Here is a 24,514-nt window from a genome sequence, read left to right as displayed (position 1 = left end):
GCTCTCACCCTTCCCACGCCAACCCCTTCGGCGCACGGGTGAATCCCACCGCCCGCAGCGCTTCGCTCACCGCATCGCGCCGCACCGGCTGGTCATCGATCAGTTCCAGCGTGAACGACAGCCGCCGCCCACGGCGCAGCGCGATCGCCAACGCCTGCGCGGCAGCCGCCAGCGCCGCATCTGTTCCGGCGCCGTCGCCGTCGAACCAGGTGAGCAACTGGCGCCCGCCCTGGGCCAGGTACATCCTGAGGTGGCCGCCACCGATCACCACCAGCGCCCCCGGCCGACGTACCGGCCGCAGCACCGCACGGTGCGCCGGCCAGGGCAGTACCGGGCCGAACGGATTGGCAGGGTCCACCGCCGACAGCCCGAGGGTGGCACCGACGCTGCCCTGCGGCTGTGCGTCTGCCACCTCGCGCAGCGCATCGACCAGGCCACGCTCGGCGAACTGCGCACCGCCCATGCCCTCCACGAAACGCCCACGCAGCACGCGGCCGGCATCTTCCATGCCGCGGTACACCTGCACCAGCGCGGGGAATCCGCCGGCGATGCCTTCGGCAACGGCGGCACCGCGGGTGACGATGCCGTAGCGGTCCAGCAGCCCTTCGGCGAGCGCCACCGCGCGCACGGTGTCGCTGCTGGCCGGGCGCTGCAGCAGCGACCAGCGACCCGCAAGCGAGGACGTGGAGGTCGCGTCACGCTGCAGCGCGTGGCTGTCGTCGAGCCCGGGCGGGTGCATCATCGCCCTGCCCCGCGCGTACCGGCCCTGCCGCGCAGGGCTGACCACGCGCGGACGCGATGGACGCGCGCCGGACAGATGCCGCAGCGGCGTCCACAGATCGGTGCTGACCCATCCGGCCCAGGCCAGCTCCCACAGCGCATCGTGCAGCGCCTCCGGATCCGGCCTGTCGATGTCGGCGCCCTCCGTGCGCGCCAGCACCGCTGCCCACAGCTGGCGCGCGAAGTACGCGCCGCCGTCGGCCAGCACCTGCAGGATCGCCGCCTGCAACGACGACGGCTCGAACGCCGGCGGCGGCGGCAGGGATTCAGCCGCCAGCGCCTGCAGGTGCAGCGACACCATGCCGTCGTCGTCGCCCAGCTTGCCGTGTCCCGCCCACACCACGCTGCCGGTCGCGAGCAGGCCGTCCAGCAACGCGGGCGTGTAGTCGGCCACGCGCGCGGGCAGGATCTGGTTCTCCCATGCCGACGCCGGTAACGGAACCCCTGCCAGCAGTTCCACCACGCGCAGCACGCCATCGGCGCCCTGCAGCGGTCCGCGTACAGGCACGGCCGCAGTGCGATTGGCGACCGCGGCGTCGGCCAGCAGCTCCTGGCGCTGCATCAGCAGGCCGACATAGGCATCGCGCGGTGCCGGGCGGGTCGCTTCACGCGCCGCCTGCAGCGAGCGCACCCGCAAGCGCTGCAGCACGCCTTCGCCCACCCATTCGCGCCGCGCCAGCGGCACCGGCCCGGTCGCACCGGCATCCGGCGCATCACGCTGCGCAACGCCGAAGTGGCCGCCGAGCACCTTGCCCTGCGCCGACAACGCCTCCAGTCCCGCATCGGCCACCGCCACGCCCAGGCCCCAGTGCTGCGCGACCTCTGCGGTGGTGAACGGTGCATGGGTGCGTGCGTAGCGCCCCAGCAGTTCCCCCAGCGGATCGGCGCCCGGCTGCAGGAAGATGGCGGGAAGCCCGTCCGGCAGCACCACGCCCAGCGCATCGCGCAGCCGCGCGGCGTCTTCCACCGCCGCCCAGCAAGGGCGGCCGGCTAGCAGCAGCGGGAACGCGCGTTGTTCGCGTTGCAGTGCGGCCAGGTGCGTCGCTGCGTGCGGGGCATCGGTCAGTCGCAGTGCGGCGTCCACTTCGCTCAACGGACCCAGCTCGCGCAGCAGGTCGGCCAACCCTTCCTTGCCGCTCGCCTGCCGATCCGGTGCCAGTCGCTGCAGCTCACTCTCGACCTGTTCCACCACGGCCGCGTCCAGCAGTTCGCCCAAATCCACCTGGCCGAGCAGCTCGCCGAGCAGGCCGGTGTCCAGCGACAGCACCGACGCACGGCGCTCGGCCAGCGGCACGTCGGTGCCATACATGAACTCGGCCACATAGCCGAACAACAGGTTGGCGGCGAACGGCGACGGCACCTCGGTGGTGACTTCGGCGATCTCGATGCTGCCCTCGGCCAGGCGCCGCATCAGCGCGTCCAGTGCGTCCAGGTCGTAGACATCCTGCAGGCATTCGCGCGCGGTCTCGATCAGGATCGGGAACTCGGGATAGCGCTGCGCGATGGCCAGCAGCTCGGCCGAGCGCAACCGCTGCTGCCACAGTGGCGAACGCCGTCCCGGGCTGCGCCGTGGCAGCAGCAACGCACGCGCGGCGCATTCGCGGAAGCGCGCTGCGAACAGCGCCGAGCCGCCCACCGACTGGTTCACCTCGCGGCGCAGCCGCTCCGGATCGAACAGGAACAGCTCCGCGCCGGGCAGCCGTCCGGTCGAATCGGGCAGCCGCAGGATGATGCCGTCGTCGCTGGCCACTACGGCCGGATCCACGCCCCAGCGGTCCTGGATGCGCGCGGCCAGGGCGAGCGCCCACGGATCATGCACGCGTCGTCCGTACGGCGAATGCAGCATCACCCGCCAGTCGCCGGACTCGTCGCGGCAGCGCTCCACCACCAGCCGGCGGTCGGTGGGCAGCACGCCGGTCGCCTGGCGCTGCTCGTCGAGCAGGCCTACGATGTTGGCGATGGCATTGGGTTGCAGGCCGCAGCGTTGCAGGTCCTGCAGATGCGCGGGCGCGATCGCGCCGCTGGCCGCATCGGCATCCATCGCCGCCAGGAAAGCGCCCACCGCCTGCCCCAGCTCCGCCGGGCGGCCCACGCCTTCGCCGCGCCAGAACGGCAGCCGCGCCGAACGTCCCGGCGCCGGCGTCACCACCACCTGGTCGTGGGTGATCTGCTCGATGCGCCAGGAGGTGGCACCCAGCGTGATCACGTCATTGACCCGCGATTCGTGCACCATTTCCTCGTCGAGTTCGCCGACCCGGCGCGAGCCCGCCCGTTCCTCGCCTTCCGGCAGCATCACGCTGTACATGCCGCGGTCGGGAATGGTGCCGGCGCTGGTCACGGCCAACTGTTTTGCCCCGGGGCGCGCGCTCAGTTCGCCGCGCTCGCGGTTCCAGACCAGGCGGGGCCGGAAGCCGGCGAAGTCGTCGGACGGGTAGCGCCCGGCCAGCATGTCCAGGGTCGCATCGAAGGCGCTGCGTGGCAGAGTTGCGTACGGCGCGGCGCGGCGCACCGTGGCGTACCACTGCTCAACCTGCAGCGTCTCCATCGAGGCCGCGGCCACGGTCTGCTGGGCCAGCACGTCCAGCGGGTTGCGCGGCGGATCGACCGCCTCGATCTGCCCCGCCAGCATGCGCTGGATGGCCACGGTGGCGTCGATGAGGTCGCGCCGGGTGCGGGGATACACCAGCCCGGTCGACGTGCCGCCGACCTGGTGGCTGGCGCGTCCGATGCGCTGCAGCGCGCTGGCCACTGACGGCGGCGCGGCGACCTGGATCACCAGGTCCACCAGCCCCATGTCGATGCCCAGCTCGAGGCTGGAGGTGGCCACCACGCAGCGCAGGCTGCCGTCCTTGAGCGACTGCTCGATATCGCGGCGTTGTTCCTTGGACACCGATCCATGGTGCGAGCGTGCGATCAGCGCCGGACTGTCCAGCACGCGCGATACGGTGCTGCCGGTGAACGATCCGTAGTGTTCCGGTACCGGTGTGGGCAGCGCCTGCCCGGCCTCGCGAGCCGTGCGTTCGGCGTACAGCTCGTTGAGCCGCGCGGTGAGTTTTTCGGCGACCCCGCGCGAGTTGGCGAACACAATGGTGGAACGGCGCTGCAGGACCTGGTCGAGGATGCTGGCTTCCACATGCGGCCAGATCGAACCGGCCTGCCCGCCCATCTCGCGCGCACCCGCTGGCCCCGCCTGCGCCGGCAGGTCGGCCATGTCCTCCACCGGCACCACGATACGCACCTCCAGCTGGCGCGGACTGTCCGGGTCGACCACGGTCACCGGCCGGTCGCCGCCCAGGAACGCCGCCACCCGCTCCACCGGGCGCACCGTGGCGGACAGGCCAATGCGCTGCGCCGGTACCTGCAGCAGCGCGTCCAGCCGTTCCAGGCTGAGCGCAAGGTGCGTGCCGCGCTTGCTGCCCGCCACCGCGTGGATCTCATCCACGATCACGGTGTCGACCTCGCGCAGCGTGTCGCGCGCCTTCGAGGTCAGCATCAGGAACAGCGATTCCGGCGTGGTGATCAGGATGTCGGGCGGGCGCCGGACCATGCGTGCGCGCTCGGCGGTCGGCGTGTCGCCGGTGCGCACTGCCACGCCCAGCGTTACCGGGGGATCGCCGCGCCGCTCGCGCTCCGCATTCACGCCCTGCAGCGGCAGCTGCAGGTTGCGTTGCACGTCGGCGCCCAATGCCTTGATCGGGGAGATGTAAAGGACGCGTGTGCGGCGTGGCGACGTGTCGTGCAGGCGTTGCCGGAACAGCTGGTCGATGGCGTGCAGGAACGCCGCCAGGGTCTTGCCCGAACCGGTGGGCGCGATCACCAGCGTGTGCTGGCGTTGGCCGATGGCGGCCCACGCCGCCGCCTGGACCGGCGTCGGTGCAGGGAACGCGGAGGCGAACCAGGCGCGGGTGGCGGGTTCAAACGGAACAAGGGCGTGATGGAGAGGCGACGGGCTCATTGACGTCCAGATTACCCGCAGGGGCGTAGAAACAGCGCTACGAATCCAACGTTATTGCCTGGCCATCCACATGAACCGCCCTTCCCGCCCCGCCCTGCTCAAGGCCTCTTTCGCCCTCACCGCGTGCCTGCTGTTCGCGGGCACTCAAACCGCCATGGCACAGTTCGCGCCGATGTTCAGCCCGCGGGCCACCGACAGCGAGCTTCCAAAGCCGGCCAACAGCTGGCGCTTGGCCATCCATGACGCGGCCGAGTCGAACGGCGTCATCAGCTTCCGCATCTGGCTGCAGGAAGAATCGCCGATGCACGTGGACGTTCCGGTCAGCAAAGGCGACTCTGAAGTATCGATTGCCAATGCGGCCCGCAGCGCCATCGGTGAGCGTCTGGGCGACCGCTATCGGGTGGCCGTCGAAGACGGCGATGCCGTGGTGATCGAGGCGCAGCGCGGCTCCCCGGATTTCACGGTAGAACTACTGCGCGACACCGCCCGTGACGTGGAGATCGCGGTAGCCCAGGAATAACGCGCCAACCTGCTGACGGACGAACCACGCAACTCCACGAAAGCCGTGGGTTAACCTGTGCCCGTTCCCGTCCAAGGCTTCCGCATGCGCACGCTTTACCCGCCGCTGGCTCCCTATCGCGAGCACGCGATCGCCGTCGATGACCTGCATACCCTGCACGTGGAAGAATGCGGTACGCCGGACGGCCTGCCCGTGGTTTTCCTGCACGGTGGACCCGGTGCGGGCGTGTCCCCCACCCATCGACGCTTCTTCGATCCTGCCCGCTACCGGATCGTGTTGATCGACCAGCGCGGCAGCGGTCGTTCCACGCCGTTCGGTGAGCTGCGCGCCAACACCACGCCGCACCTGGTGGCGGATATCGAAGCCGTGCGCGTGCGCCTCGGCATCGAACGCTGGCTGGTATTCGGCGGCTCGTGGGGCTCCACGCTGGCGTTGGCATACGCGCAGGCGCACCCGGACCATGCCGCGGGCCTGATCCTGCGCGGCGTCTACCTGGGCCGTGCCGAAGAAAACCGCTGGTTCAACGAGGCCGACGGCGGTGCACGCTGGCTGTTCCCCGAACGCTGGGCGCGCTACGCCGCGCATCTGCCGACGGCGGAACACGGCAACATGATCGAGGCCTACTGGCAGCGGCTGGACAGCGGCGACAGCGCCACCCGCATTGCCGCCGCGCAGGCGTGGCTGGGGTGGGAGGATTTTGCCGCCACGCTGGTGCACGAGGTCGATGCGGTGTCCCACGCCGACCCGCTGGATACGCTGGCCAAGGCGCGGATCGAAGCGCACTACTTCCGCCACCACGCTTTCCTGGAACACGGCCAGCTGCTGCACGACGTGCACCGCATCCGCCACCTGCCCGGGGTGATCGTGCAGGGGCGGTACGACATCATCTGCCCGCCCCGCAGTGCGTGGGACCTGGCCCAGGCCTGGCCGGAGGCCCGGCTGGAAATGGTGCTGTCCGGCCACAGCGCGACCGAACCGGCCACGGTGGACGCGCTGGTGCGCGCCACCGATGCGTTTGCCGATCAGGCGGCCTGGTAGCTCGGATAATCGATGTAACCCTGCGCGCCGCCGCCGTAGAACGTGGCGCGGTCCGGGGTGTTCAACGGCCAGCCGTTCTGCAGGCGGGCCACCAGGTCCGGATTGGCGATGAACGGCGTGCCGAAGGCCGCCAGATCGATCAGGCCGGCGTCGACCAGCTGCTCTGCGCGTGCACGGTCCAGGCCGCCGGCCAGGATCAGTGCCGTGTTCGGCAGGTTGCCGCGCATGGTGCGCAGCAGCCCCTGGAACCCGCTCTCGGCGCCACCCTCGACGACCACCTCGCCGACCTTGAAGCCGGACTGGTCCATCAGGTGCACGAACGCCAGGCCGCGCTTGCCGATCTCGCTGCTCAGCGCCGCGTAGGTGCTGTCGATCTCGTCGTGCAGCGGCATGTCGAACAGCTGCCCGTACTGCGACAGCCGGATACCGGTGCGTGCGGCACCGATCCGGGCCACCACCGCGTCGATCACCTCCAGGGTGAAGCGCAGGCGGTTGTCCATGCTGTCGGCCGAGTATTCGTCGGTACGGTCATTCACCAGCGGATTGAGGAACTGCTCGTGCAGGTAGCCGTTCGCGCCGTGGATCTCCACGCCATCGAAGCCGGCGTCAATGGCATTGGCGGCCGCCTGGGCGAACTCGCCGACGATGCGGGCGATTTCATCGGTGGCCAGCTGACGCGGTGCCGGCGGCGCGACCAGGGCGGGGTTGCCGGCCTCGTCAAGGCCGAACGCCTGCGCACCCACCGCCTGCTTCGAGCTGGCGCTGACCGGCAGCCTGCCGTCGGCCTGGATGCTCGGGTGCGACACCCGTCCCACGTGCCACAACTGCGCGACGATGCGGCCACCCACCGCATGCACGGAATTGGTCACCAGCCGCCAGCCCTCGATCTGTTCGGGGCGGAAGATGCCGGGGTTGAACAGGTAGCCCTGCCCTTCCTGCGAGATCGGCGTGCCCTCGCTGACGATCAGCCCGGCGGTGGCGCGCTGGGCGTAATACAGCGCGATGCGCTCGTCGGCAATGTCGTTGGGCGCGCGGGCGCGGGTCAGCGGCGCCATCACCACGCGGTTGCGCAGGGGCGTGCCGGCCAGGTCAAACGGGGTGAACAGGGAAGTCATTGCGGTAGTCCTGGGGAGGGGCCCGCCAGTGCGGGCAGGCGGCCATCGTAGGTAGATGCCGATACAGCTACAATCCCGCCACACGGCAAATCACAATTGCTGAAACAGCATTACCGGAGCATTCCCATGCAGCTCAAGGCCCTGCGCTATTTCCTGATGGTGGCCAACACGCGCAGCTTTCTCGCGACCGCGCGGCATTTCCAGGTGCCGGCCTCGTCGGTGTCCCGTTTCATCGCCACGCTGGAGAAGGACCTGGGCCGCCAGCTGTTCTACCGCAGCACCCGTGCGGTGCGGCTGACCGAGGAAGGCGAACGCTTTTACCAGCAGGCCCGCGAAGCGATCGAACTGCTGGATGCGGCAGTGGACGACCTCGGCCGAGACGACGGCGCGTTGAGTGGTCGACTGCGGATCAATGCCCCGGAGGCCTTTGGTCGGCTTCACGTCGCCCCACTGGTCAACCAGCTGCAGGCGGCGCATCCGGCGCTGGAGGTGGAGCTGCAGCTCACCGATGCCTACATCGACCCGGTGCAGGAAGGCGTGGATATCACGGTCCGGATAGGGCCGCGGGTCGATTCCGGCCTGATCGGCAGGACCCTCGCCGCGCAGCAGCAGATCGTCGCAGCCAGCCCGGCCTACCTGGCCGAGCACGGCACGCCCGACACACCGACGGACCTGCTCGACCACCGCTGCCTGCTCTACAAGGGACAGTTCGGCCGGCAGCGCTGGTATTTCCGCGAGGCAGCTGCGCAACCGTTCGAAGGCATCAACGTGAGCGGCCCGCTGTGCAGCAACAACGCCGAAGTATTGCTCGCCGCCGCGCTCGAGGGGCACGGCGTGGTGCTGTTTCCCAGCTGGCTGTACCACCGCGAAAGCTTCGCGAAGCAGCAACTGGTGCCGCTGCTCGGTGCGTGGGAAGGCTCGGTCGCGACCGAAACCTCCTACATCCAGCTGCTGTCGCCTGAGAACAAGCTGCGGTCGCGCAAGGTGCGCGAGGTGACGGCGTTCCTGCTGGAGAGATTCGGCACCCCACCTACCTGGGATATGTAGGGACGCGCCATGCGTGTCCACGGGGTGCCGCACCGCTCGGTGCAGGTCCACGCTGACACGCGTGGCGTGTCCCTACGCTGCGGGAATTACTGTGGAACCGGGTCCGGGTCGATGCCACGCTGCGCGCATGGATGCGATCCATGCCTTCCGCCGCCTTCCGCTTCTGGCCGCTGTCCTGGTGGTGTGCCTGCTGCTGGGCGGCTGCGCCACCCTGCCCCGCACCCCGGTGCCCGCCGACCAGATCGCCTGGGCCGTGGTGCCCGGCATGCCGGATGTACGCGCCTGGGCCGGCCGCCCGAATCGCGACATGGAGGAGGATTTCGAGCAGTCCATCCGCGACGAGCACCCCGAGCAGTTCCCTGTCGCGGCCGACGGCCGCATCCATTACCCGCACCTGGCATTGTCCGGCGGCGGCGCCAACGGTGCCTTCGGCGCGGGCTTCCTCAACGGGTGGACCGCCACCGGCAGCCGCCCCACCTTCAAGATCGTCACCGGGGTCTCGACCGGCGCCCTGATGGCGCCCTACGCGTTCCTTGGACCGGACCATGACGACGCGTTGCGGCGCTTCTACACCACCACCTCTGACGCCGACGTGTTCGCGGCCGGAAATCCGCTGATGGCACTGCTGCGCCGCGATGCACTGGCGAACACCGCGCCGCTGGAGGCACTGATCGCACGCGCCATCGACGCACCGTTGCTGGCCAGGATCGCCGCTGAACACCGCGCCGGGCGTCGTCTGTACATGGGCACGGCGGACCTGGATTCGCGCCAGTTCGTGGTCTGGAACATGGGGCTGATCGCCACGCGCGGATCGCCGGAGGCGCTGGCGCTGTTTCGACGGGTGATGCTGGCATCGGCCTCGATCCCGATCGCCTTCCCGCCGGTACTGATCGAGGTGGACGTGCTGGGCAAGCGCTACGACGAAATGCACGTGGACGGCTTCGTTGCCGCCAACATTTTCCTGCACGCCGGCATCATCGATCCGCAGCGCCTCTACAACCGGCTGTCGCGCGCGCCCGCCACCTACGACGCTTTCATGATCCACAACGGCCAGCTGGCTGCGGCTTCGGACCCGGCCGAGCGTTCGCTGCGCGGCATTGCCTTCCGTTCCATCGACGTCGCCGGCCGCGCCGGGATGATCGGCGACCTGTTCCGCGAGTACGCCTACGCCCGGCGCGACGGTGCGCGCTTTGCCTGGGTCACCATCGATTCGCGGCTTGCGCTGGCCGACGCCGCCAGCTTTGATCCGGCGCGCATGACCGTGCTCTACCAGGTCGGCTACGACCGGGCCCGCGAAGGCCCGGTGTGGCTGTCGCGCCCGCCCGGAATGTCGCCCGCCGACGAGCCCTGAACTTTTCCGTGCAGATCACGCCGGCGGGAACACCGCCTTGGCGTCGCGCACGAACAGGGCGCGCAGCTTGTCCCAGAAGTCGCCGCCCAGGATGAACAGACTGACGATCAGCAGCAGGTCGCCGCTCATTGCCATCAGGTGCGGGTGCTGCATGCGCAGCGATCCCGATTCCGGCACGACGTACGGGCCTATCGAGCTGAGCACGATGACCGCGATGAACAGGATCAGTCCGATCCGGTAACGCAGCGGACTGACCGAGGCCGGCGGCGCGAACCGACGCAGACGCGCACCGATCAGCGACTTCAGATAGGCGAAGCCCGGCTTGCCCATGATCGCCACCGCGAGCACCAGGAACAGCTTGGGGAAGCCGAGCAGCAGCACGCCGTTGAGCGTGGTCTTCAGGCCTTCGGACAGCGACGAGGCTTCCACCACCGGCATCAGGCCAAGCCCGAGGATCCAGCCGACGACCCAGACCGCGACGCCCAGCACCAGTCGCTTCTTCTGTCGCGGATCGTTGGCCGCCGGATTCAATTCGGGTGCGTCTGCGGAACGAAGCGTGGTCATGGAAGGTCTCCTGGCGCTCAGGGCGCGTGGGTTGAAGGCGAAGGTAACGCCGCCGGGCGTGCGGCGACGGTGGCAAAGCGCTGCCAGAGCAGGTGCATCATGCCGAGCGCGAATGCGCCGGCCAGCGCGAACTGGGCCAGCCGGGTCAGCCACACCATCACCGACGCAGGGCCGGTGGCGAGCGCGGTGCCGAAGATGATCAACGCCGCGTTGCAGGCGACCAGCGCCACCGCACCGACCGCGCCGCCGACCGCGATGCGCTGGGCGAATCCGATCGAGACCAGGAACAGCAGCAGCGCCAGGAACGGCAGGGTCGGTGTGGTCAGCAACGCCAAGTGCATGCACCAGCCGAGCAGGCCACCGGCAAGATTTCCCAGGATCAGGGCGAGCGCGTGACGCGCGCTCTGCCCTGGGTCGAAATGGATCACCAGCATCACCGTGGTGACGATCACCGGCAACGCATCCACCAGACCGAACAGCAGGTACACCAGCAGGATCGGCAGCATCACCCCCGTGGCCAGCAGCGCGAGGCGCCAGGGGGTCGCGCCCAGCGGCGCGTATGCAGGCGTGGCGCGCGGTGGTGGCATCGCAGGCCATGCCGCGAAGGTCACCAGGATCAGCGCCAGCGCCAGTGCCATGCCGCGGACCAGGGCCCACGGCAACGCAGCCGCCTGCGCCGGTGCGGTAAGCACCACCACCGGTATCACCGCCAGGCAGATCAGCAGCAGCATTGCCGGCAGCTTGGGACGCCCTTGCAGCAGTGCATGGAACCCCAGCAACATGCCCAGCGCGGCGAGCCCGAACAGCACCACCGGCACGCCGCGCAGCAACGACGCCAGCAGGTACGGCAGCCATGCGACGACCGCCATCACCGCTACCAGCCCAACGGCCATGCGCAGCGTCGGGCGTACCGGCAGGCTCGCCAGCAGTACCGCTGCCAGCACGGCGGCGAGGAAGCTGGGCCACCAGCCCAGCACCTCGCCGATCACGAATGCCGCCGTCACGGCGACCGCGAAGCGCAGCACCGCATGGGTGGCTGCGCGCTGCACGCCCGGGACCGGCGCGTTCATTGCAGGTAGCTCAGCTGCGCGACGACCCAGATCCATGCCCGGGCCAACGGATTGAGCAGCGAGCCGTCCGCGGTCAGCACCACCACGCTGGCCTGCGCGCCACTGCGCCCCGGCGACAACGCGGCTGCATTGCCGGACGCACCGTCCAGCGCGATGCGCACCGGAAAGCGCTGCGGTTCGCGCAGCCAGCCGGTCGGCGCGTCGACCGTCGGCAGCTGCCCGGTGGGTGATTCGCCGCCGTTGGCAATGCCCCAGCCGACGCTGTCCACGCGCGCGGGGAACACGTCGCCCGGCTGGTCGTCAAAGGTCACGTACGCGCGGGCACCGGGACGGATCCGACCCAGCTGGTTCTCGCGCATCGCAGCGGTCACCCAGCGTGGACCGTCGGCCATGAAACCGAGTACCGGCTGGCCGCGGCTGACGAATTGCCCCGGGGCCAGCCGCAGGTTGGTGATCGCGCCGGCACCGGGGGCCAGCACGGTGGTGTGGCGGAGTTCCAGGGTGGCCTGCTCCACCGCCGTCAGCGCCTGCAGCACCTGCGGATGCCCGGCCGCGCCATCGCCCAGCCGGATCCGCGCACGCTCGGACTCGGCCCGGGCGCGCTCGATCTCGGCACGGGTCCGGGCGATGTCGCTGCGCGCACGAATCGCCGAGGTCTCCGACAAGGCGCGTTTTGCCGACAGGTCCAGCACGATCTTTCCCAACTGCTGGCTGGTGGCAAGCTCCACCTGCTGCCGCTGCAGCTGCGCGGCAGCCACCCGCACGTCGGCCGCGCTCGAATCCACGCCCTGCTGCGCCACTGCCAGGCTGGCCTGCGCCGCGCGCAGCGCGATGTCGAAGGGCCGTGGGTCGATCCGGAACAGCGGCTGCCCGGCCTTCACCGGCTGGTTGTCACGTACGTCCACGGCGACCACCGGGCCGCTTACTTCCGGCGCGATCTGGACAAGGAAGGTCTGCACTGTCGCCTGCGACGTGTACGGGGTGAAGCGGTCGGCGATGAGGTGGTACACGAACACCAGCAACAGCGCCGCCAGCGTGAGGCGAACGATCCGGCGCACGGGTGCCGGTCCTGCGGGCGGTGCCGCAGGCGCTGCGGCTGCGGGGCCCGTCGCCTCGGCTGGCGGGGCTGCTGCGGTCTGCATCGAGGGTTCCTGGGTGGGAGGCGGGGTCATTGCGCGGCCTCCGTGGCCCAGTCGCCACCGAGCGCCTGGTACAGCGCGACCAGTGCCCGATAGCGGTTGCCCCGTGCGCTGCTCAACGCCAGTTCGGCCGAGAACAGGCCACGTTCGGTATCCAGCACTTCCAGGTGGTCCGAGTAACCGTTGTCGTAGCGTTCCACCGCCAGGCCGACCGCACGCCGCAGCGCTGTCACGCGCCGCTCCAGCGACGCCACCAGCGTAGTGTTCGACTGGATGGCCACCAGGGCATCATCCACGTCACGGAACGCATCCTGGATCGCGCCCTGGTAGGCCAGCAAGGCCTGCTGGTTGCGTGCCTCGGCCTGCTGGTTGGCGGCGGCGATGCTGCCACCGGCGAATATAGGCCCCAACAGCTGCCCGGCAAACGACCACGTCCGCGCTGGCCCGGTAAACAGCCGGTCCAGCTCGGTGCTGGCCGAGCCGGCGTCCCCGCTCAACGACAGGCGCGGAAAGTAGAGCGTGCGGGCTACACCGATGCGCGCATTGGCCGCCACAAGCGCCTGTTCGGACTGCAGGATGTCCGGACGCCGCGCCAGCAGATCGGAGGGAAGCCCGGGCGGAACGGACGGCGCATGCAGGGCCTGCAGCGTGCCCGCACGCGCGATGGCGCCGGGGTTGCGGCCAACCAGCACCGACAGCGCGTGCTCCTGCATCGCCAGTGCCTGCTCCAGCTCTGGAATGGCCGCCGCCGCGCTTTCGTATTCGGCGGTCACCTGCAGCATTTCCAGTTCCGACAACGCCCCTCCGTCCAGGCGCTGCTGGAACACCACTACATTCTGGCCTCGCCCTGCCAGCGTTGCGCGTGCGATCTCCAACTGGCGGTCGAGGTCCAGCAGCGTGATGTAGCCAGTCACCACCGCCGCCACCAGGGTCAACGCGACGCCACGTCGCGCCTCCTCGGTGGCCATCAGCTCGGCACGCGCGGCCTCGCGCTCGCGTCGCAGGCGCCCCCAGAGATCGAGCTCCCAGCTGGCCGACAGCAGGCCTGCGTAATTGCCACCGGTGCCGACACCCGGGGTGCGCTGGCGCCCGGCAGCCACGCCATAGCCGAGCACCGGCAGCGCTTCGGCGCGGAAGGCTGCCGCCCGCGCGGCGAACTCGTCAACCCGCGCCGTGGCGATGCCGAGATCATGGTTGGCGCGCAATGCCTCGTCGACCAGCGCGTCGAGCTGCGCATCACCAAAGTGGCGCCACCAGCGCGGCACCTCGGCCAAGGTGGGTGCCGGCGCCGGTGGAAGCGGCGTGGAAGCAAAACGATAGTGCGACGGTACCTGCACCGTGGGTCGTACATACGCCGGCCCCTGCACGCAGCCGGCGAGCAACAAGGCGGGCAGCAGCACCCCTGCAGCCGGGAGACAGCGTCGCGCGCACCGCAGGCACTGCATGGCGCCACCCTGGCGTTGGGAAGTCTGTTGTCTGAACGCAGGGCGCACCGCCAAGCGGCCGCCCCCGTTCATTCCCATCATGCGCGCTGCGGCGCAGCGCGGGCCTCAGTACTTCTACTGGTGGTGCAACGCGGTCAGTGCGCGCTGCTGCCCCGGCTGGCCAACAGCGCGATGGCGCGGTCCGGCAGGTGCCAGTGTCCGTGCTCGTCGGCCTGCACCGGCGCGTCGTCGACCGAGGTGATCAACAACCGCCATGGCGTGTTGTCCAGCGGCGGCGGCACGAAGGCCTGTGGCTCCGCCGCAGCATTGACCAGCAGCAACAGCTGGATGCCCTCCACCCCGTTGCCGTTGCCGTCGCCGTCGGCAGGCATCGCCGGCAGCTGCAACATCAAGGCCCGCTGCTGCGGTGCGTGCCAGTCGCCTTCCTGCATCGGCTGGCCGTCCGGGCGGATCCAGTGCGCCGCGTCGGTGCCATGTCCATCGCGGGCGTCGAGGAAGCGGCTGCGACGCAGCTGCGGGTAGCGTCGGCGCAGCGCCAGCAGCCGCCGTACGAACAGCGACTGCTGCTGGCCTTCTTCGCTCGCCGCGCGCTCCCAGTCGATCCAGTTGATCGGGTTGTCCTGGCAGTACGCGTTGTTGTTGCCGTTCTGGGTGCGGCCGAACTCGTCCCCGGCCAGCAGCATCGGCGTGCCCTGCGCGAGCAGCAGGCTGGCCAGCAGGTTGCGCATCTGCCGGCGACGCAGCGCCAGGATGCCGGGGTCGTCGGTCGCCCCCTCCGCGCCATGGTTCCAGGAAATATTGTGGTCGGTGCCGTCGCGGCCTTCCTCGCCATTGTCCAGGTTGTGCTTGTCGTTGTAGCTCACCAGGTCGTGCAGGGTGAAGCCATCGTGCGCGGTCACGAAATTGACCGACGCCGACGGCCGGCGCCCGTTGTGGTCGAACAGGTCCGCCGAGCCCATCAGGCGCGTGGCGAACTCGGAGAGCTGCCCTTCGTCGCCCTTCCAGAACGCGCGCAGGTTGTCGCGGAAGCGGTCGTTCCACTCGGCCCAACCCGGCGCGAAGTTGCCGAGCTGGTACCCGCCGGGCCCGATGTCCCAGGGTTCGGCGATCAGCTTGACCTGGCTCAGCACCGGGTCCTGGCGCACCGCATCGAGGAAGCTGCCGGACGGATCGAAGCCGGCGCGTTCGCGCCCGAGGATGGTGGCCAGGTCGAAGCGGAAGCCGTCCACGTGCATGTCCTGCACCCAATAGCGCAGCGAGTCCATCACCATGCGCAGTGCGCCGGCGTTGGTCAGATCGAACGTGTTGCCGGTCCCGGTGTCGTTGATGTAGTAACGACGGTCATCGGCCAGGCGGTAATAGCTGGCGTTGTCGATGCCCTTGAACGACAGCGTCGGACCGAGTTCGTTGCCCTCGGCGGTGTGGTTGTAGACCACGTCGAGGATCAGCTCCAGTCCGGCGTCGTGCAGGCTGGCCACCATCTGCTTGAACTCGGCGATGGTGCTGGTGGAGAGGAACGACGGGTCCGGTGCGAAGAAGCCGAGGGTGTTGTAGCCCCAGTAGTTCTTCAGCCCGCGCTCGACCAGGTACTGGTCGTCCACGTGCGCATGCACCGGCAGCAGTTCCAGCGCGGTCACGCCCAGCTGTCGCAGGTGGTCGGACAGCGCGTCGGAGCGCAGCGCCGAGAACGTGCCGCGCATGGCCTCGGGCACGGCCGGGTGCTGCATCGACAACCCGCGCAGGTGCGCTTCGTAGATGACCGTCCGGTCCCACGGCGTGGCCGGGCTGCGGTCGGCGCCCCAGGTGAACGCCGGGTCGACCACCACGCAGCGCGGCACGTAGGCCGCGCTGTCGCGCCGGTCGAAGCTCAGGTCCTTGTCCTTGTGGCCCAGGGTGTAGCCGAACAGGTGCGGCGCCCATTTGATCTGGCCGACCAGCTGCTTGGCATAGGGGTCCATCACCAGCTTGTTGGGGTTGAAGCGGTGGCCGGCCTCCGGCGCGTACGGTCCGTGCACGCGGTAGCCATAGCGCTGGCCGGGCCGCGCGTCCGGCAGGTAACCGTGCCATATCTCATCGGTGTATTCGGGCAGGCGGATCCGCTCCACCTCGCGCCCGCGTTCGTTGAACAGGCACAGCTCCACCTGCGTGGCGTGCCGGCTGTACAGCGAGAAGTTGACGCCCAGCCCATCCCAGGTGGCACCCAGCGGGTACGGTCGCCCTGCCCTGACCCGCGTCTGCCCTGCGCCGTTGGCGGTACTCATCGCGGGACCTCCTGGTCGTGCAGGAGCGCTTCGATCTCGGCGGCGACCAGCCGCTCGGCCATCTGCCAATGACGTGCCGATTGTCCTTCCGGGCGGCCTTCCGCCTCCCAGATCTGCCGGGCCAGTTCCCGGGTACGTTCGGCTTTCTGTTGCTCGTCCATCGTCATATCTCAGCAGGTTGAATGAATCGCGACCGGGCTGCCGTCGAACAGCTGCCGCAGGCGCAGGGGAGTGCCATCACTGACCAGCGTGGCGCCGGTCAGGAGGTTGCGGTAACGCCCGGGCGGGACCGTCAGTGACGCCCCGCCCCAATGCGAAGCGGACAGCGCGGCGCCCTGCCGGGCAGGCTGCGCCGCGGTGTGGTGCGCCACCGCCACCAGCAGCCGCTGGCCGGCGTGCTCGCGCTGGAAGGCCAGCATCGGCACATCGCGGTCCGGATGCAGCGGCTGGTAGCTTCCTTCGGCAAACAGCGCCGGTTGTTCGCGTCGCAGGGCCAGCACGTCACGCAGCAGGCGCGCCTTGACGGCGCCGTCCTGCCACTGCGCCAGCAGCTGCGGCCAGCGGCGTGCATCGTCGAGCCAGGCGCGGCGCTGCGCGTAGTCCACCTCGCGGCGATTGTCCGGGTCCACCAGCGACAGGTCCCAGCCCTCGGTGCCCTGGTACAGATCGGGCACGCCCGGCACGGTCAGCCGCAGCGTGAGCTGGGCCAGCGCGTTGCGGGCGCCGGCGGCGCCGACATGCTCGGCCGCCTGCTGCAGGACGCCGCGCAGCGAGACCGTGGCCGGGTGCAGCAGCAGCTGTTCGATGAAGGCCTGCGTGCGGGTCTCGAAGGCGGTATCCGGGTCGGTCCAGGACGAAAACAGATCGGCTTCGCGCAGCGCCTTCAGCTGCCACTGCACGACCCGTTCAGTGAAGCTTCGCGGGTCCTGCAGGCCCTGCATCGGCCACGCGCCGAGCAGGGTCTGCCACAGCATGTGGCGCACCGCCGGCGGTGGCAGCGCCAACCCGGCGCGTGCGGCGCGACGATCCAGGGTGCGCACCTGCCTGCCCCACCACTGCGGCTGCTCGGACAGCGCTGCCAGCCGCGCACGGCTGTCTTCACCGCGCTTGTGGTCATGGGTGGCCGTGGCCAGCATGGCCTGTGGGTGGTGGTGGGCCCGCATCAGCGTGCGCGTGTGCAGGGCACGGGTGGACAGGGCGAAATGGTCGGGACGGCTGCCGACCTCGTTGCGCGAGAGCAGTACGCCGTAGCGGTAGAACGCGCGGTCCTCTACCGCCTTGGCGTTGAGCGGCGCGCTGAGCTGCTGGAAGCGCCGCCGCAGCGTAGCGCGTGCGCGCATATCGCCGCTGTCGCGGAAGCAGGCAGCAATCCAGCCCGCCGCCAGTGCCGTATCCGCCGGTTCCTCGCGCTCCACGCTGTCCAGCACCGCGTCCCAGCGACGCTGATCGTGCTCGTCGAAACGGGTTGGCGTGGCATACGTCCGGTATACCGGGAAGCGCACCAGCAGCGCGGTCAGCGCACGCGACAGCAGCGCACGCCCGAACCGGGCGCTGGCCGGTAACTCGGCGCGTTCCATGCGCGCCACGTGCCGCAGCAGTGCGTCGAACTCGCTGCGCAGGCCACGCGCCAGCATTTCACCGCGCGCCTGCCGCTCTTCAGCGATGAACGCAGTGTTGCGCCCCGTGGCCTGGTGCCACTGCCGGGCCAGCGGCGCCTCGCCCGACGCGTCGTGCAGCCACGCCGCGACCTGGTCCATGAAATCGTATCCGGTGGTGCCGTCGCAGGCCCACGACGCCGGCAGTTCCTCGTCCGGCGCCAGGATCTTTTCCACCCACAGCAGGGGCGCAACATCATGCGTGGCGCATGCGCTGTCCATCGCGGTGCGAAGTCGCTGCAGGTAGGCCTGCGGGTCGGCAATGCCGTCCACGTGGTCCACGCGCAGGCCGTCCACCAGCCCTTCCGCCAGGAACGCCAGCGGCAGGCGATGCACGGTCTCGAACACCCCTTCGTGGTGTACCTGCAGGCCGACCAGGCTGGAGATGGTGAAGAAGCGCCGGTAGTTCAAGCGGTCGTCGCCCAGCCGCCACCAGATCGGGCGGTAGGCCTGCGCCTCGATGACGACGCGCAGATCGGCAGGGGCGGCATCGGGCACCGTGCCGGGTGCCAGCGGCAACCGCGCCTCGTGGTGACGCAGCACCGCACCCCCAGCCTCCTGCTCCACGCGCAGCACGCCGTCGTCGATGGCCGCGTCCAGCGGTCGATCGAGGATCGGCAGCTGCAGCGCGCCGCCTGCGAGTGGCGCGTTCCAGTTGATGTCGAACCAGTCGGCATGGGGGCTGGCGCGGCCGTGCCGGAGCACGTCCCACCACCAGCGGTTGTCCGCGTGGGCGGCCATGTGGTTGGGCACGATGTCCAGCACCAGCCCCATGCCACGCTGTCGCGCCCGGCCGGCAAGCGCGCGCAGGGCACGTTCGCCGCCCAGCTCGGGGTTCACCTCGGTCGGGTCCACCACGTCGTAGCCATGGGTCGAACCGGGCACGGCGCGCCAGATCGGCGACAGGTACAGGTGACTGATCCCGAGCGCGGCGTAGTAATCCACCTGGCGCGCGGCATAGTCCAGGGTGAATCCCGCATGCAGCTGCAGGCGCGCGGTGGCACGCACCCGGCTCATGGGCGCACCTGCGCGCGGGCGGCAGCAAAACGGTCCATGGCATCCTCCAATGTGTGCTCGACCCCTTCCGTGGGCAGCCGCTGGCGCCAGTTCGGGTGGGTGCCCAACGTGCCCGGCAGGTTGACCTGCTCGGCCATGCCCAGCGCGTCTTCCACCGGCAGCAGCGCCAGCGCGGACGGACTGGCGCCGACGTACTCCAGTGCCGCGCGGCGGCCGGCGATCTCATCCAGGGCGCGACCTTTCATGGCGGCATCAAGGCGTGCGATATCCGCGCTGCGCTCGGCGGCCTGCTGCCGCAGTCCCTCCTCGTCCAGCTCGCCGAGCCGGTGCCGCCAGCCAAGATCCAGCCCCCGCCGCCAGCCGACCAGGGTCGGCAGGTCGTGGGTGCCGGTCATCGCCACGGCATCCGCGCGCCATGCCCCGGGCGACAGGAACCCGCCGTTCTCATCGCGGGCGAACGGCAGCACATCCATGCCCAGCACGCCGCGTGCGGCCAGCGTCTGGCGGATGCCCGGGGGCACCACGCCGAGATCCTCGCCGATCACGATGCAGCGGCTGCGCCACGACTCGATCGCGGCGATGTTGAGCAGGTCCTGCAGCGGATAGCGCAGGTAGGCGCCCTGTCCTGCCCCGGCGCCATCGGGCACCACCCACAAGCGCTGCCAGCCGAGGATGTGGTCGATCCGGATTCCGCCCCGGTCGCGCATCACCGCACGCAGCAGCGCGATGAACGGTGCGAAGCCCTGTTCGGCCAGCCCGTGCGGCGAATAGCTGGTCACGCCCCAGACCTGGCCTGCGGCGCAGAACCTGTCGGGCGGCGCACCGAGCACCAAGCCGCGCAGCAATGCGCCGCCGGCGGCGTCGGCTTCGGCGCCGGCGGGATCGAAGCCCACCGCGAGGTCGGCGATCAGGCCCAACCCCATCCCGCTGCCGCGCGCCTGCGCCTGTGCGCGCTGCCAGCCGCGGCTCACCATCCATTGTCCGAACAGATACAGCGATGACGACAGACCCAGGCGGGGATGCATGAACGCCACGTGCCGCGCCAGCGCCGGGCCACCGTCGCTGACGAAACGCTGCAGGTCGCCGATCGCTTCGGCGTCATCGGCGATCGCGCCGCGCACGGCACCCAGCCATGCCCATTTGGCCATCGCCGCCGCCGGCCAATCGATCAATGGTGCGGCCCGCATTGCGGCGAGCTGCTCGCGCAGCGCAGGGTGGAGCTCCAGCACCTGCAGCGCTACATCACCGAACTGCTCGACAGGGGCGGCATACACCGCCTCCAGGAAGCGCCGGTCGCCCGGGAAATAGGGACTGTAGTGCGCGTCCATGCCGCCAGCGGCATGTACCGGCCCGAGTGCCAGCGCGTCCGCGCCAGCCGCGCCCGCCTGCCGCGCCCAGTCCGCGCAGGCAGCGGTATCGCCGGTGCCGCCATCGTGCTGGCCACGGGCCGCATACGGTTGCAGGACCAGGCCCCACGGATGCGCGCGGGTCACCGCATCATGCACGCCGAAACACCGCGGCGGTGCCACCGCGACACGCTGGGTGTGCGCACCACAGGCCAGGGTCCAGTAGCCCGGATGTGCCGGGGCCGTTGCCTGGCCCGACACGTCGGTGCGGCCGTCCTCGCGGCCGCCATCCTCGTGTTCCCACACGCAGGGCGCATCCGCGGCGCCGGCATCCACCGGCGCCCCGACCACGGCAGTACGCAGCAGCGGCACCTGCCGGCGCGACCCCAACGCGGACAGCGCCTCGCGGCGCTGCGCGGGCGTGGCGTTGGGAATCTCCAGCGCGTCCAGGATCGCGCCGAGGACCGCGTCGTCCACGCGTTGCGGACGCCCGGCGATATCCACCCAGTCCACGGTCAGGCCGACCGCCTCCGCCAATGCGTCCACTCCCGGTTGCGCGCTCATGGTGCAGCCACCACGACGGCGTACAGGCTGTCGGGCGCCAGTCCGTCGTCATCGGCCGGCGGGCCAAGCCGAAATACTTCGCGGCCGGCCGGCAACAGCACCGGCACGGTGGCATCACTGGCGTTGAAGGCGATCCACCACTGCGCACCGGGCAGCTGCCAGCCGGCGCGCAGCACGCCCGGCGCCAGCACATCCGCGCCCAGCGACTGCGCGCTGGCGACTGGGGCCAGCCAGGCCGCACGCACCGCGAGCAGGTCCCGGAACCAGGTCAGCCAGGCCGCGGCATCGGGATCGTCCTCCGCCGGCCAGGGCGCGCGGGACAGGGCCAGCGTGGTCGGTGCATTCGGATCCGGAATCAGCTCGCGACGGTGCTCGTCCTTGAAGCTGCTGAAGTGCGCGAATTCGTCGCGCCGGCCCTGGCGCACCTGCTCGTCCAGCGGCGCGCGATGGTCGGTGAAATACAGGAAGGGTGACCGCGCGCCCCACGGCTCGCCCATGAAGAACATCGGGATCATCGGCGTCAAGGCGGTCAATGCCATCGCCAGCGCGGTCCGCTGCGGCCCTACCAGCTGCAGCAGGCGCTCGCCCTGCGCACGGTTGCCGGTCTGGTCGTGGTTCTGGCAGAACACCACGAACTGCTGCGGCGGAATGCCTGCGCTGGGTTCGCCGCGCGCCCGCCCGCTGCCGGTAGTCTCGCCCTGCCAGGCGAATCCCTCGGCCAGCACCCGGCGCAGGCGGCCGGAAGGATCGTCGGCATAGTCGCCGTAGTAGCCTTCCTGCTCCCCGGTGAGCAGCACGTGCAATGCGTTGTGGAAGTCGTCATTCCACTGCGCGGTGAACCCGCTGGCCAGCAATGCCGACTGGTTGTTCTCGTTCTCCAGCACCAGCAGCACCTCGCGGCCGGGCAGCGCCGCGCGCACCCGGTCACGCAGCAGGTTCAGGAACGCCAGCGGATGGATGGCGTGCACCGCGTCGAGGCGTACGCCATCGAACCGGTAGTCGCGCATCCACATCACCGCGTTGTCGATGAAGTAGCACTGCACCTCGGGGCGGCGGAAATCGACCGCGTTGCCCCACGGGGTGCACAGGTCGCTGCGGAAGAACGCCGGCGCCAGGGACGGCAGCGGATTGCCGTCCGGCCCGAAATGGTTGTAGACCACGTCCAGCAGCACCATCATCCCCAGGCCATGCGCGGCATCGACCAGTGCCTTGAGCTCGTCAGGCGTGCCGTAGGCGGGCGCAGGCGCGTACTGCAGCACGCCGTCGTAGCCCCAGTTGCGGTCACCGGGAAAGGTGGCCACCGGCATCAGCTCGATCGCGGTGAACCCCAGGTCGGCCAGTTTTGGCAGCTGTTCGCGCACGGCGTTGAACGACCCGCCGGCCGCGCCCACGTGCACCTCGTAGATCACCGCCTGGTGCCACGGCCGACCGGACCGGTCGGGATGCTGCCAGTCGAAGTCGTCGGCCACCAGCGCGCTGGGCCCGAACAGCCCTTCAGGCTGCTGGCGCGAGGCCGGATCGGGCACCGCGTCGCCGCCATCGATGCGGTAGCAATAGCGCATTCCCGGCGCACCAGGCGCGGTCAGCGCGAACCAGCCATCGTCGCTGCCGTGCATGGGCAGCACCTGGTCCTCCAGCAGCAGATCCACCGACGTGGCCGCCGGTGCCCACAGCGCGAAACGCCAGCAACCATCAGCATCCTGCCAGGCTCCCCACCGCACCTGCGCTGCACTCATTCCCTGGCCTGCAGGTAAAGCACCGACAGCGGAGGCAGGGTCAGCGGCAGCGACTGCGCGTGGCCGTGCATCGACTGGTCAATGGTCGCGACGCGACCGGCATTGCCCAGGTTGCTGCCGCCATAGAACGCGCTGTCGGTGTTGAGGATCTCGACCCAGTCACCGGCGGACGGTACCCCCAGCAGGTAGCCATGCCGGGCCACCGGGGTGAAGTTGCAGACCACCAGCGTTGCCCGGCCCTCGCCGTGCGGCGGGTGCCGCACGAACGCCAGCACGCTGTTCTGGTGGTCATCGCTGACGCTCCACTCGAATCCGGCATCGTCATCGTTGGCCAGGCGCAGGCTCGGTTCCTGCTGAAGCAACCGGTTGAGGTCGCCGACCAGCCGGGCGATGCCGGCATGTTCGTGCTGCACCGCGCTGTCCCAGTCCAAGGCAGCGTCGTGGTTCCATTCCGCCGGCTGGGCGAACTCGCCGCCCATGAACAGCAGTTTGCTGCCCGGGTGCGCCCACATGAATCCATAGCAGGCCCGCAGGTTGGCGAACTGCTGGGCACGGTCGCCAGGCATCTTCGCCAGCAGCGATCCTTTGCCATGCACTACTTCGTCGTGCGACAGCGGCAGGATGAAGCGCTCGCTGAAGGCGTAGATGGCGCTGAAGGTCATTTCGCCGTGGTGGTGGCCACGGTGGATCGGATCGCGGCGCAGATACGCGAGGGTGTCGTGCATCCAGCCCATGTTCCATTTGTGGGTGAAGCCCAGGCCGTTTGCGGTGGCAGGCGCGGTGACGCCCGGCCACGCGGTGGATTCCTCGGCCATGACCAGCACCTCCGGGAAGCGCGTCCGGATCGCCTCATTCAACTGGCGCAGGAAGGCGACCGCCTCCAGGTTTTCGCGCCCTCCGTTGACGTTCGGCAGCCATTCGCCTTCGGCGCGGCTGTAATCGCGGTAGAGCATCGAAGCCACCGCATCCACGCGCAGGCCATCGATGTGGAAGCGTTCGATCCACTCCAGCGCGCTGCCGATCAGGAACGCGGCCACTTCGGTGCGCCCGTAGTTGTAGATCAGCGTGTTCCAGTCCGGATGCAGGCCCAGGCGCGGGTCTTCGTGCTCGTACAGCGCGGTACCGTCGAAACGCTGCATGCCATGCGCGTCGCTCGGGAAATGCGCCCCCACCCAATCGACGATCACCCCCAAGCCCGCCATGTGGCAACGGTCGACGAACGCCGCGAAGTCTTCCGGCCCGCCGTGGCGCGCAGTCGGTGCAAACAGGCCCAGGGGTTGGTAACCCCAGGACCCGCCGAAAGGATGCTCGCTGACCGGCAGCAGCTCGATGTGGGTGAAGCCCAAGGCCTTCACGTAGGGAATCAATGTATCGCCCAGCGCCGACCAGCCGAGCGGCTGGCCGTCCGCATCGCGGCGCCAGGAACCCGCGTGCACTTCATAGACTGAAATGGCCTGGCCCTCGGCCACGCCGCGTGCGGCCATCCACGCGCCATCCTGCCAGGCATGCGTGGCCGGACCCGCAACGCGCGAGGCGGTGTCGGGCGGCAGCTCGCAGGCCCGCGCCATCGGGTCGGCCTTGAGCGCCACCGAACTTCCGTCGGCCGCGGTGACCGCGAACTTGTACCGCGCACCGGCCGCCACGCGCGGCACGAACCCTTCCCATACCCCCGCTTCGGGATGCAGGCGCAGCGGATGCCGCTCCGCATCCCAGCCGTTGAAATCACCTACCACCGCGACCCGGCTGGCATTGGGGGCCCACACCGCAAAGCGCACGCCGCCGCTGTCGGTAGCCACCGCGCCCAGCAGCCGGCGGGCGGCGTCCGGGTCGCCGCTGCGCAGTGCGTCAAGCTGCGCCGGGGTCAGCGCAGTGTCGCCCGTACTGCTGGGTGATTCGGTCGGTTCGGATGCG

At 69.9% G+C, this 24,514-nt stretch carries 15 protein-coding genes and 1 pseudogene; 4 read left to right on the top strand and 12 right to left on the bottom strand.

The genetic code is table 11. The annotated features are described in order from the left end of the window. Positions 1 to 4: 4 nt before the first annotated feature. Entirely contained in the window at positions 5 to 4,735 is a 4,731-nt protein-coding gene (locus FSZ13_RS00590; RefSeq protein ID WP_145477506.1) for an ATP-dependent helicase, read from the bottom strand. A 70-nt stretch (positions 4,736 to 4,805) separates the two neighbouring features. On the opposite strand from FSZ13_RS00590, the gene FSZ13_RS00585 reads away from it, so the two are divergent. Together FSZ13_RS00585 and pip are read left to right on the top strand one after the other, a co-directional pair. Further along, complete coding sequence (locus FSZ13_RS00585) at positions 4,806 to 5,255, top strand: hypothetical protein (protein ID WP_145477505.1); 450 nt, start codon at positions 4,806 to 4,808, stop codon at positions 5,253 to 5,255. 84 nt (positions 5,256 to 5,339) lie between these two features. Further along, positions 5,340 to 6,293 (top strand): prolyl aminopeptidase, encoded by a 954-nt coding sequence (gene pip, locus FSZ13_RS00580; RefSeq protein ID WP_145477504.1) that lies wholly within the window; start codon positions 5,340 to 5,342, stop codon positions 6,291 to 6,293. Here pip and FSZ13_RS00575 read toward each other — a convergent pair. Beyond that, positions 6,278 to 7,408, bottom strand: coding sequence for an alkene reductase (locus FSZ13_RS00575; RefSeq protein WP_145477503.1), 1,131 nt, complete (start codon positions 7,406 to 7,408; stop codon positions 6,278 to 6,280). The two genes, pip and FSZ13_RS00575, sit on opposite strands and share 16 nt — an antisense overlap. Before the next feature lie 126 nt (positions 7,409 to 7,534). On the opposite strand from FSZ13_RS00575, the gene FSZ13_RS00570 reads away from it, so the two are divergent. After that, on the top strand, positions 7,535 to 8,455 hold the full coding sequence (locus FSZ13_RS00570; protein ID WP_145477502.1) for a LysR family transcriptional regulator: 921 nt from the start codon (positions 7,535 to 7,537) through the stop codon (positions 8,453 to 8,455). Positions 8,456 to 8,582: 127 nt separating this feature from the next. Beyond that, the gene (locus FSZ13_RS00565; protein ID WP_145477501.1) at positions 8,583 to 9,806 is read left to right on the top strand and encodes a patatin-like phospholipase family protein; all 1,224 of its coding nucleotides are present in this window, start codon (positions 8,583 to 8,585) and stop codon (positions 9,804 to 9,806) included. A 15-nt stretch (positions 9,807 to 9,821) separates the two neighbouring features. Here FSZ13_RS00565 and FSZ13_RS00560 read toward each other — a convergent pair whose 3' ends face one another. The 10 genes and pseudogenes from FSZ13_RS00560 to glgB all read right to left on the bottom strand — a co-directional run. Then, positions 9,822 to 10,370 (bottom strand): hypothetical protein, encoded by a 549-nt coding sequence (locus FSZ13_RS00560; protein WP_145477500.1) that lies wholly within the window; start codon positions 10,368 to 10,370, stop codon positions 9,822 to 9,824. A gap of 17 nt (positions 10,371 to 10,387) precedes the next feature. Next, positions 10,388 to 11,440 (bottom strand): DUF2955 domain-containing protein, encoded by a 1,053-nt coding sequence (locus tag FSZ13_RS00555; protein ID WP_186308810.1) that lies wholly within the window; start codon positions 11,438 to 11,440, stop codon positions 10,388 to 10,390. After that, positions 11,437 to 12,498: an HlyD family secretion protein gene (locus FSZ13_RS00550; protein WP_186308809.1), complete on the bottom strand. Its 1,062-nt coding sequence runs from the start codon at positions 12,496 to 12,498 to the stop codon at positions 11,437 to 11,439. The genes FSZ13_RS00555 and FSZ13_RS00550 overlap by 4 nt, the downstream gene beginning before the upstream one ends. Positions 12,499 to 12,608: 110 nt before the next feature. Then, on the bottom strand, positions 12,609 to 13,979 hold the full coding sequence (locus FSZ13_RS00545; RefSeq protein ID WP_222116580.1) for an efflux transporter outer membrane subunit: 1,371 nt from the start codon (positions 13,977 to 13,979) through the stop codon (positions 12,609 to 12,611). A gap of 179 nt (positions 13,980 to 14,158) precedes the next feature. After that, a complete protein-coding gene (gene glgX / locus FSZ13_RS00540; protein ID WP_145477496.1) occupies positions 14,159 to 16,285 on the bottom strand; it encodes a glycogen debranching protein GlgX in 2,127 nt (708 codons plus the stop codon). Beyond that, positions 16,282 to 16,446, bottom strand: coding sequence for a DUF2934 domain-containing protein (locus FSZ13_RS00535; protein WP_083214152.1), 165 nt, complete (start codon positions 16,444 to 16,446; stop codon positions 16,282 to 16,284). The genes glgX and FSZ13_RS00535 overlap by 4 nt, the downstream gene beginning before the upstream one ends. Positions 16,447 to 16,455: 9 nt before the next feature. Further along, positions 16,456 to 18,957: a malto-oligosyltrehalose synthase gene (gene treY / locus FSZ13_RS00530; RefSeq protein WP_145477495.1), complete on the bottom strand. Its 2,502-nt coding sequence runs from the start codon at positions 18,955 to 18,957 to the stop codon at positions 16,456 to 16,458. After that, entirely contained in the window at positions 18,954 to 20,867 is a 1,914-nt protein-coding gene (locus FSZ13_RS00525; protein ID WP_145477494.1) for a 4-alpha-glucanotransferase, read from the bottom strand. Before FSZ13_RS00525 ends, treY begins: the two co-directional genes overlap by 4 nt. Beyond that, the gene (treZ, locus tag FSZ13_RS00520) at positions 20,864 to 22,603 is read right to left on the bottom strand and encodes a malto-oligosyltrehalose trehalohydrolase (protein WP_145477493.1); all 1,740 of its coding nucleotides are present in this window, start codon (positions 22,601 to 22,603) and stop codon (positions 20,864 to 20,866) included. Before treZ ends, FSZ13_RS00525 begins: the two co-directional genes overlap by 4 nt. Beyond that, positions 22,600 to 24,507: pseudogene (gene glgB / locus FSZ13_RS00515) on the bottom strand (1,4-alpha-glucan branching protein GlgB); the annotation flags it as partial. The pseudogene glgB and the gene treZ, both read right to left, overlap by 4 nt. Between the last annotated feature and the right edge of the window lie 7 nt (positions 24,508 to 24,514).

Origin of the sequence: Stenotrophomonas rhizophila, assembly GCF_007667275.1 — a bacterium.
Lineage (GTDB): Bacteria > Pseudomonadota > Gammaproteobacteria > Xanthomonadales > Xanthomonadaceae > Stenotrophomonas > Stenotrophomonas maltophilia_AE.
This window is presented reverse-complemented; position numbering and strand designations above follow the sequence as displayed.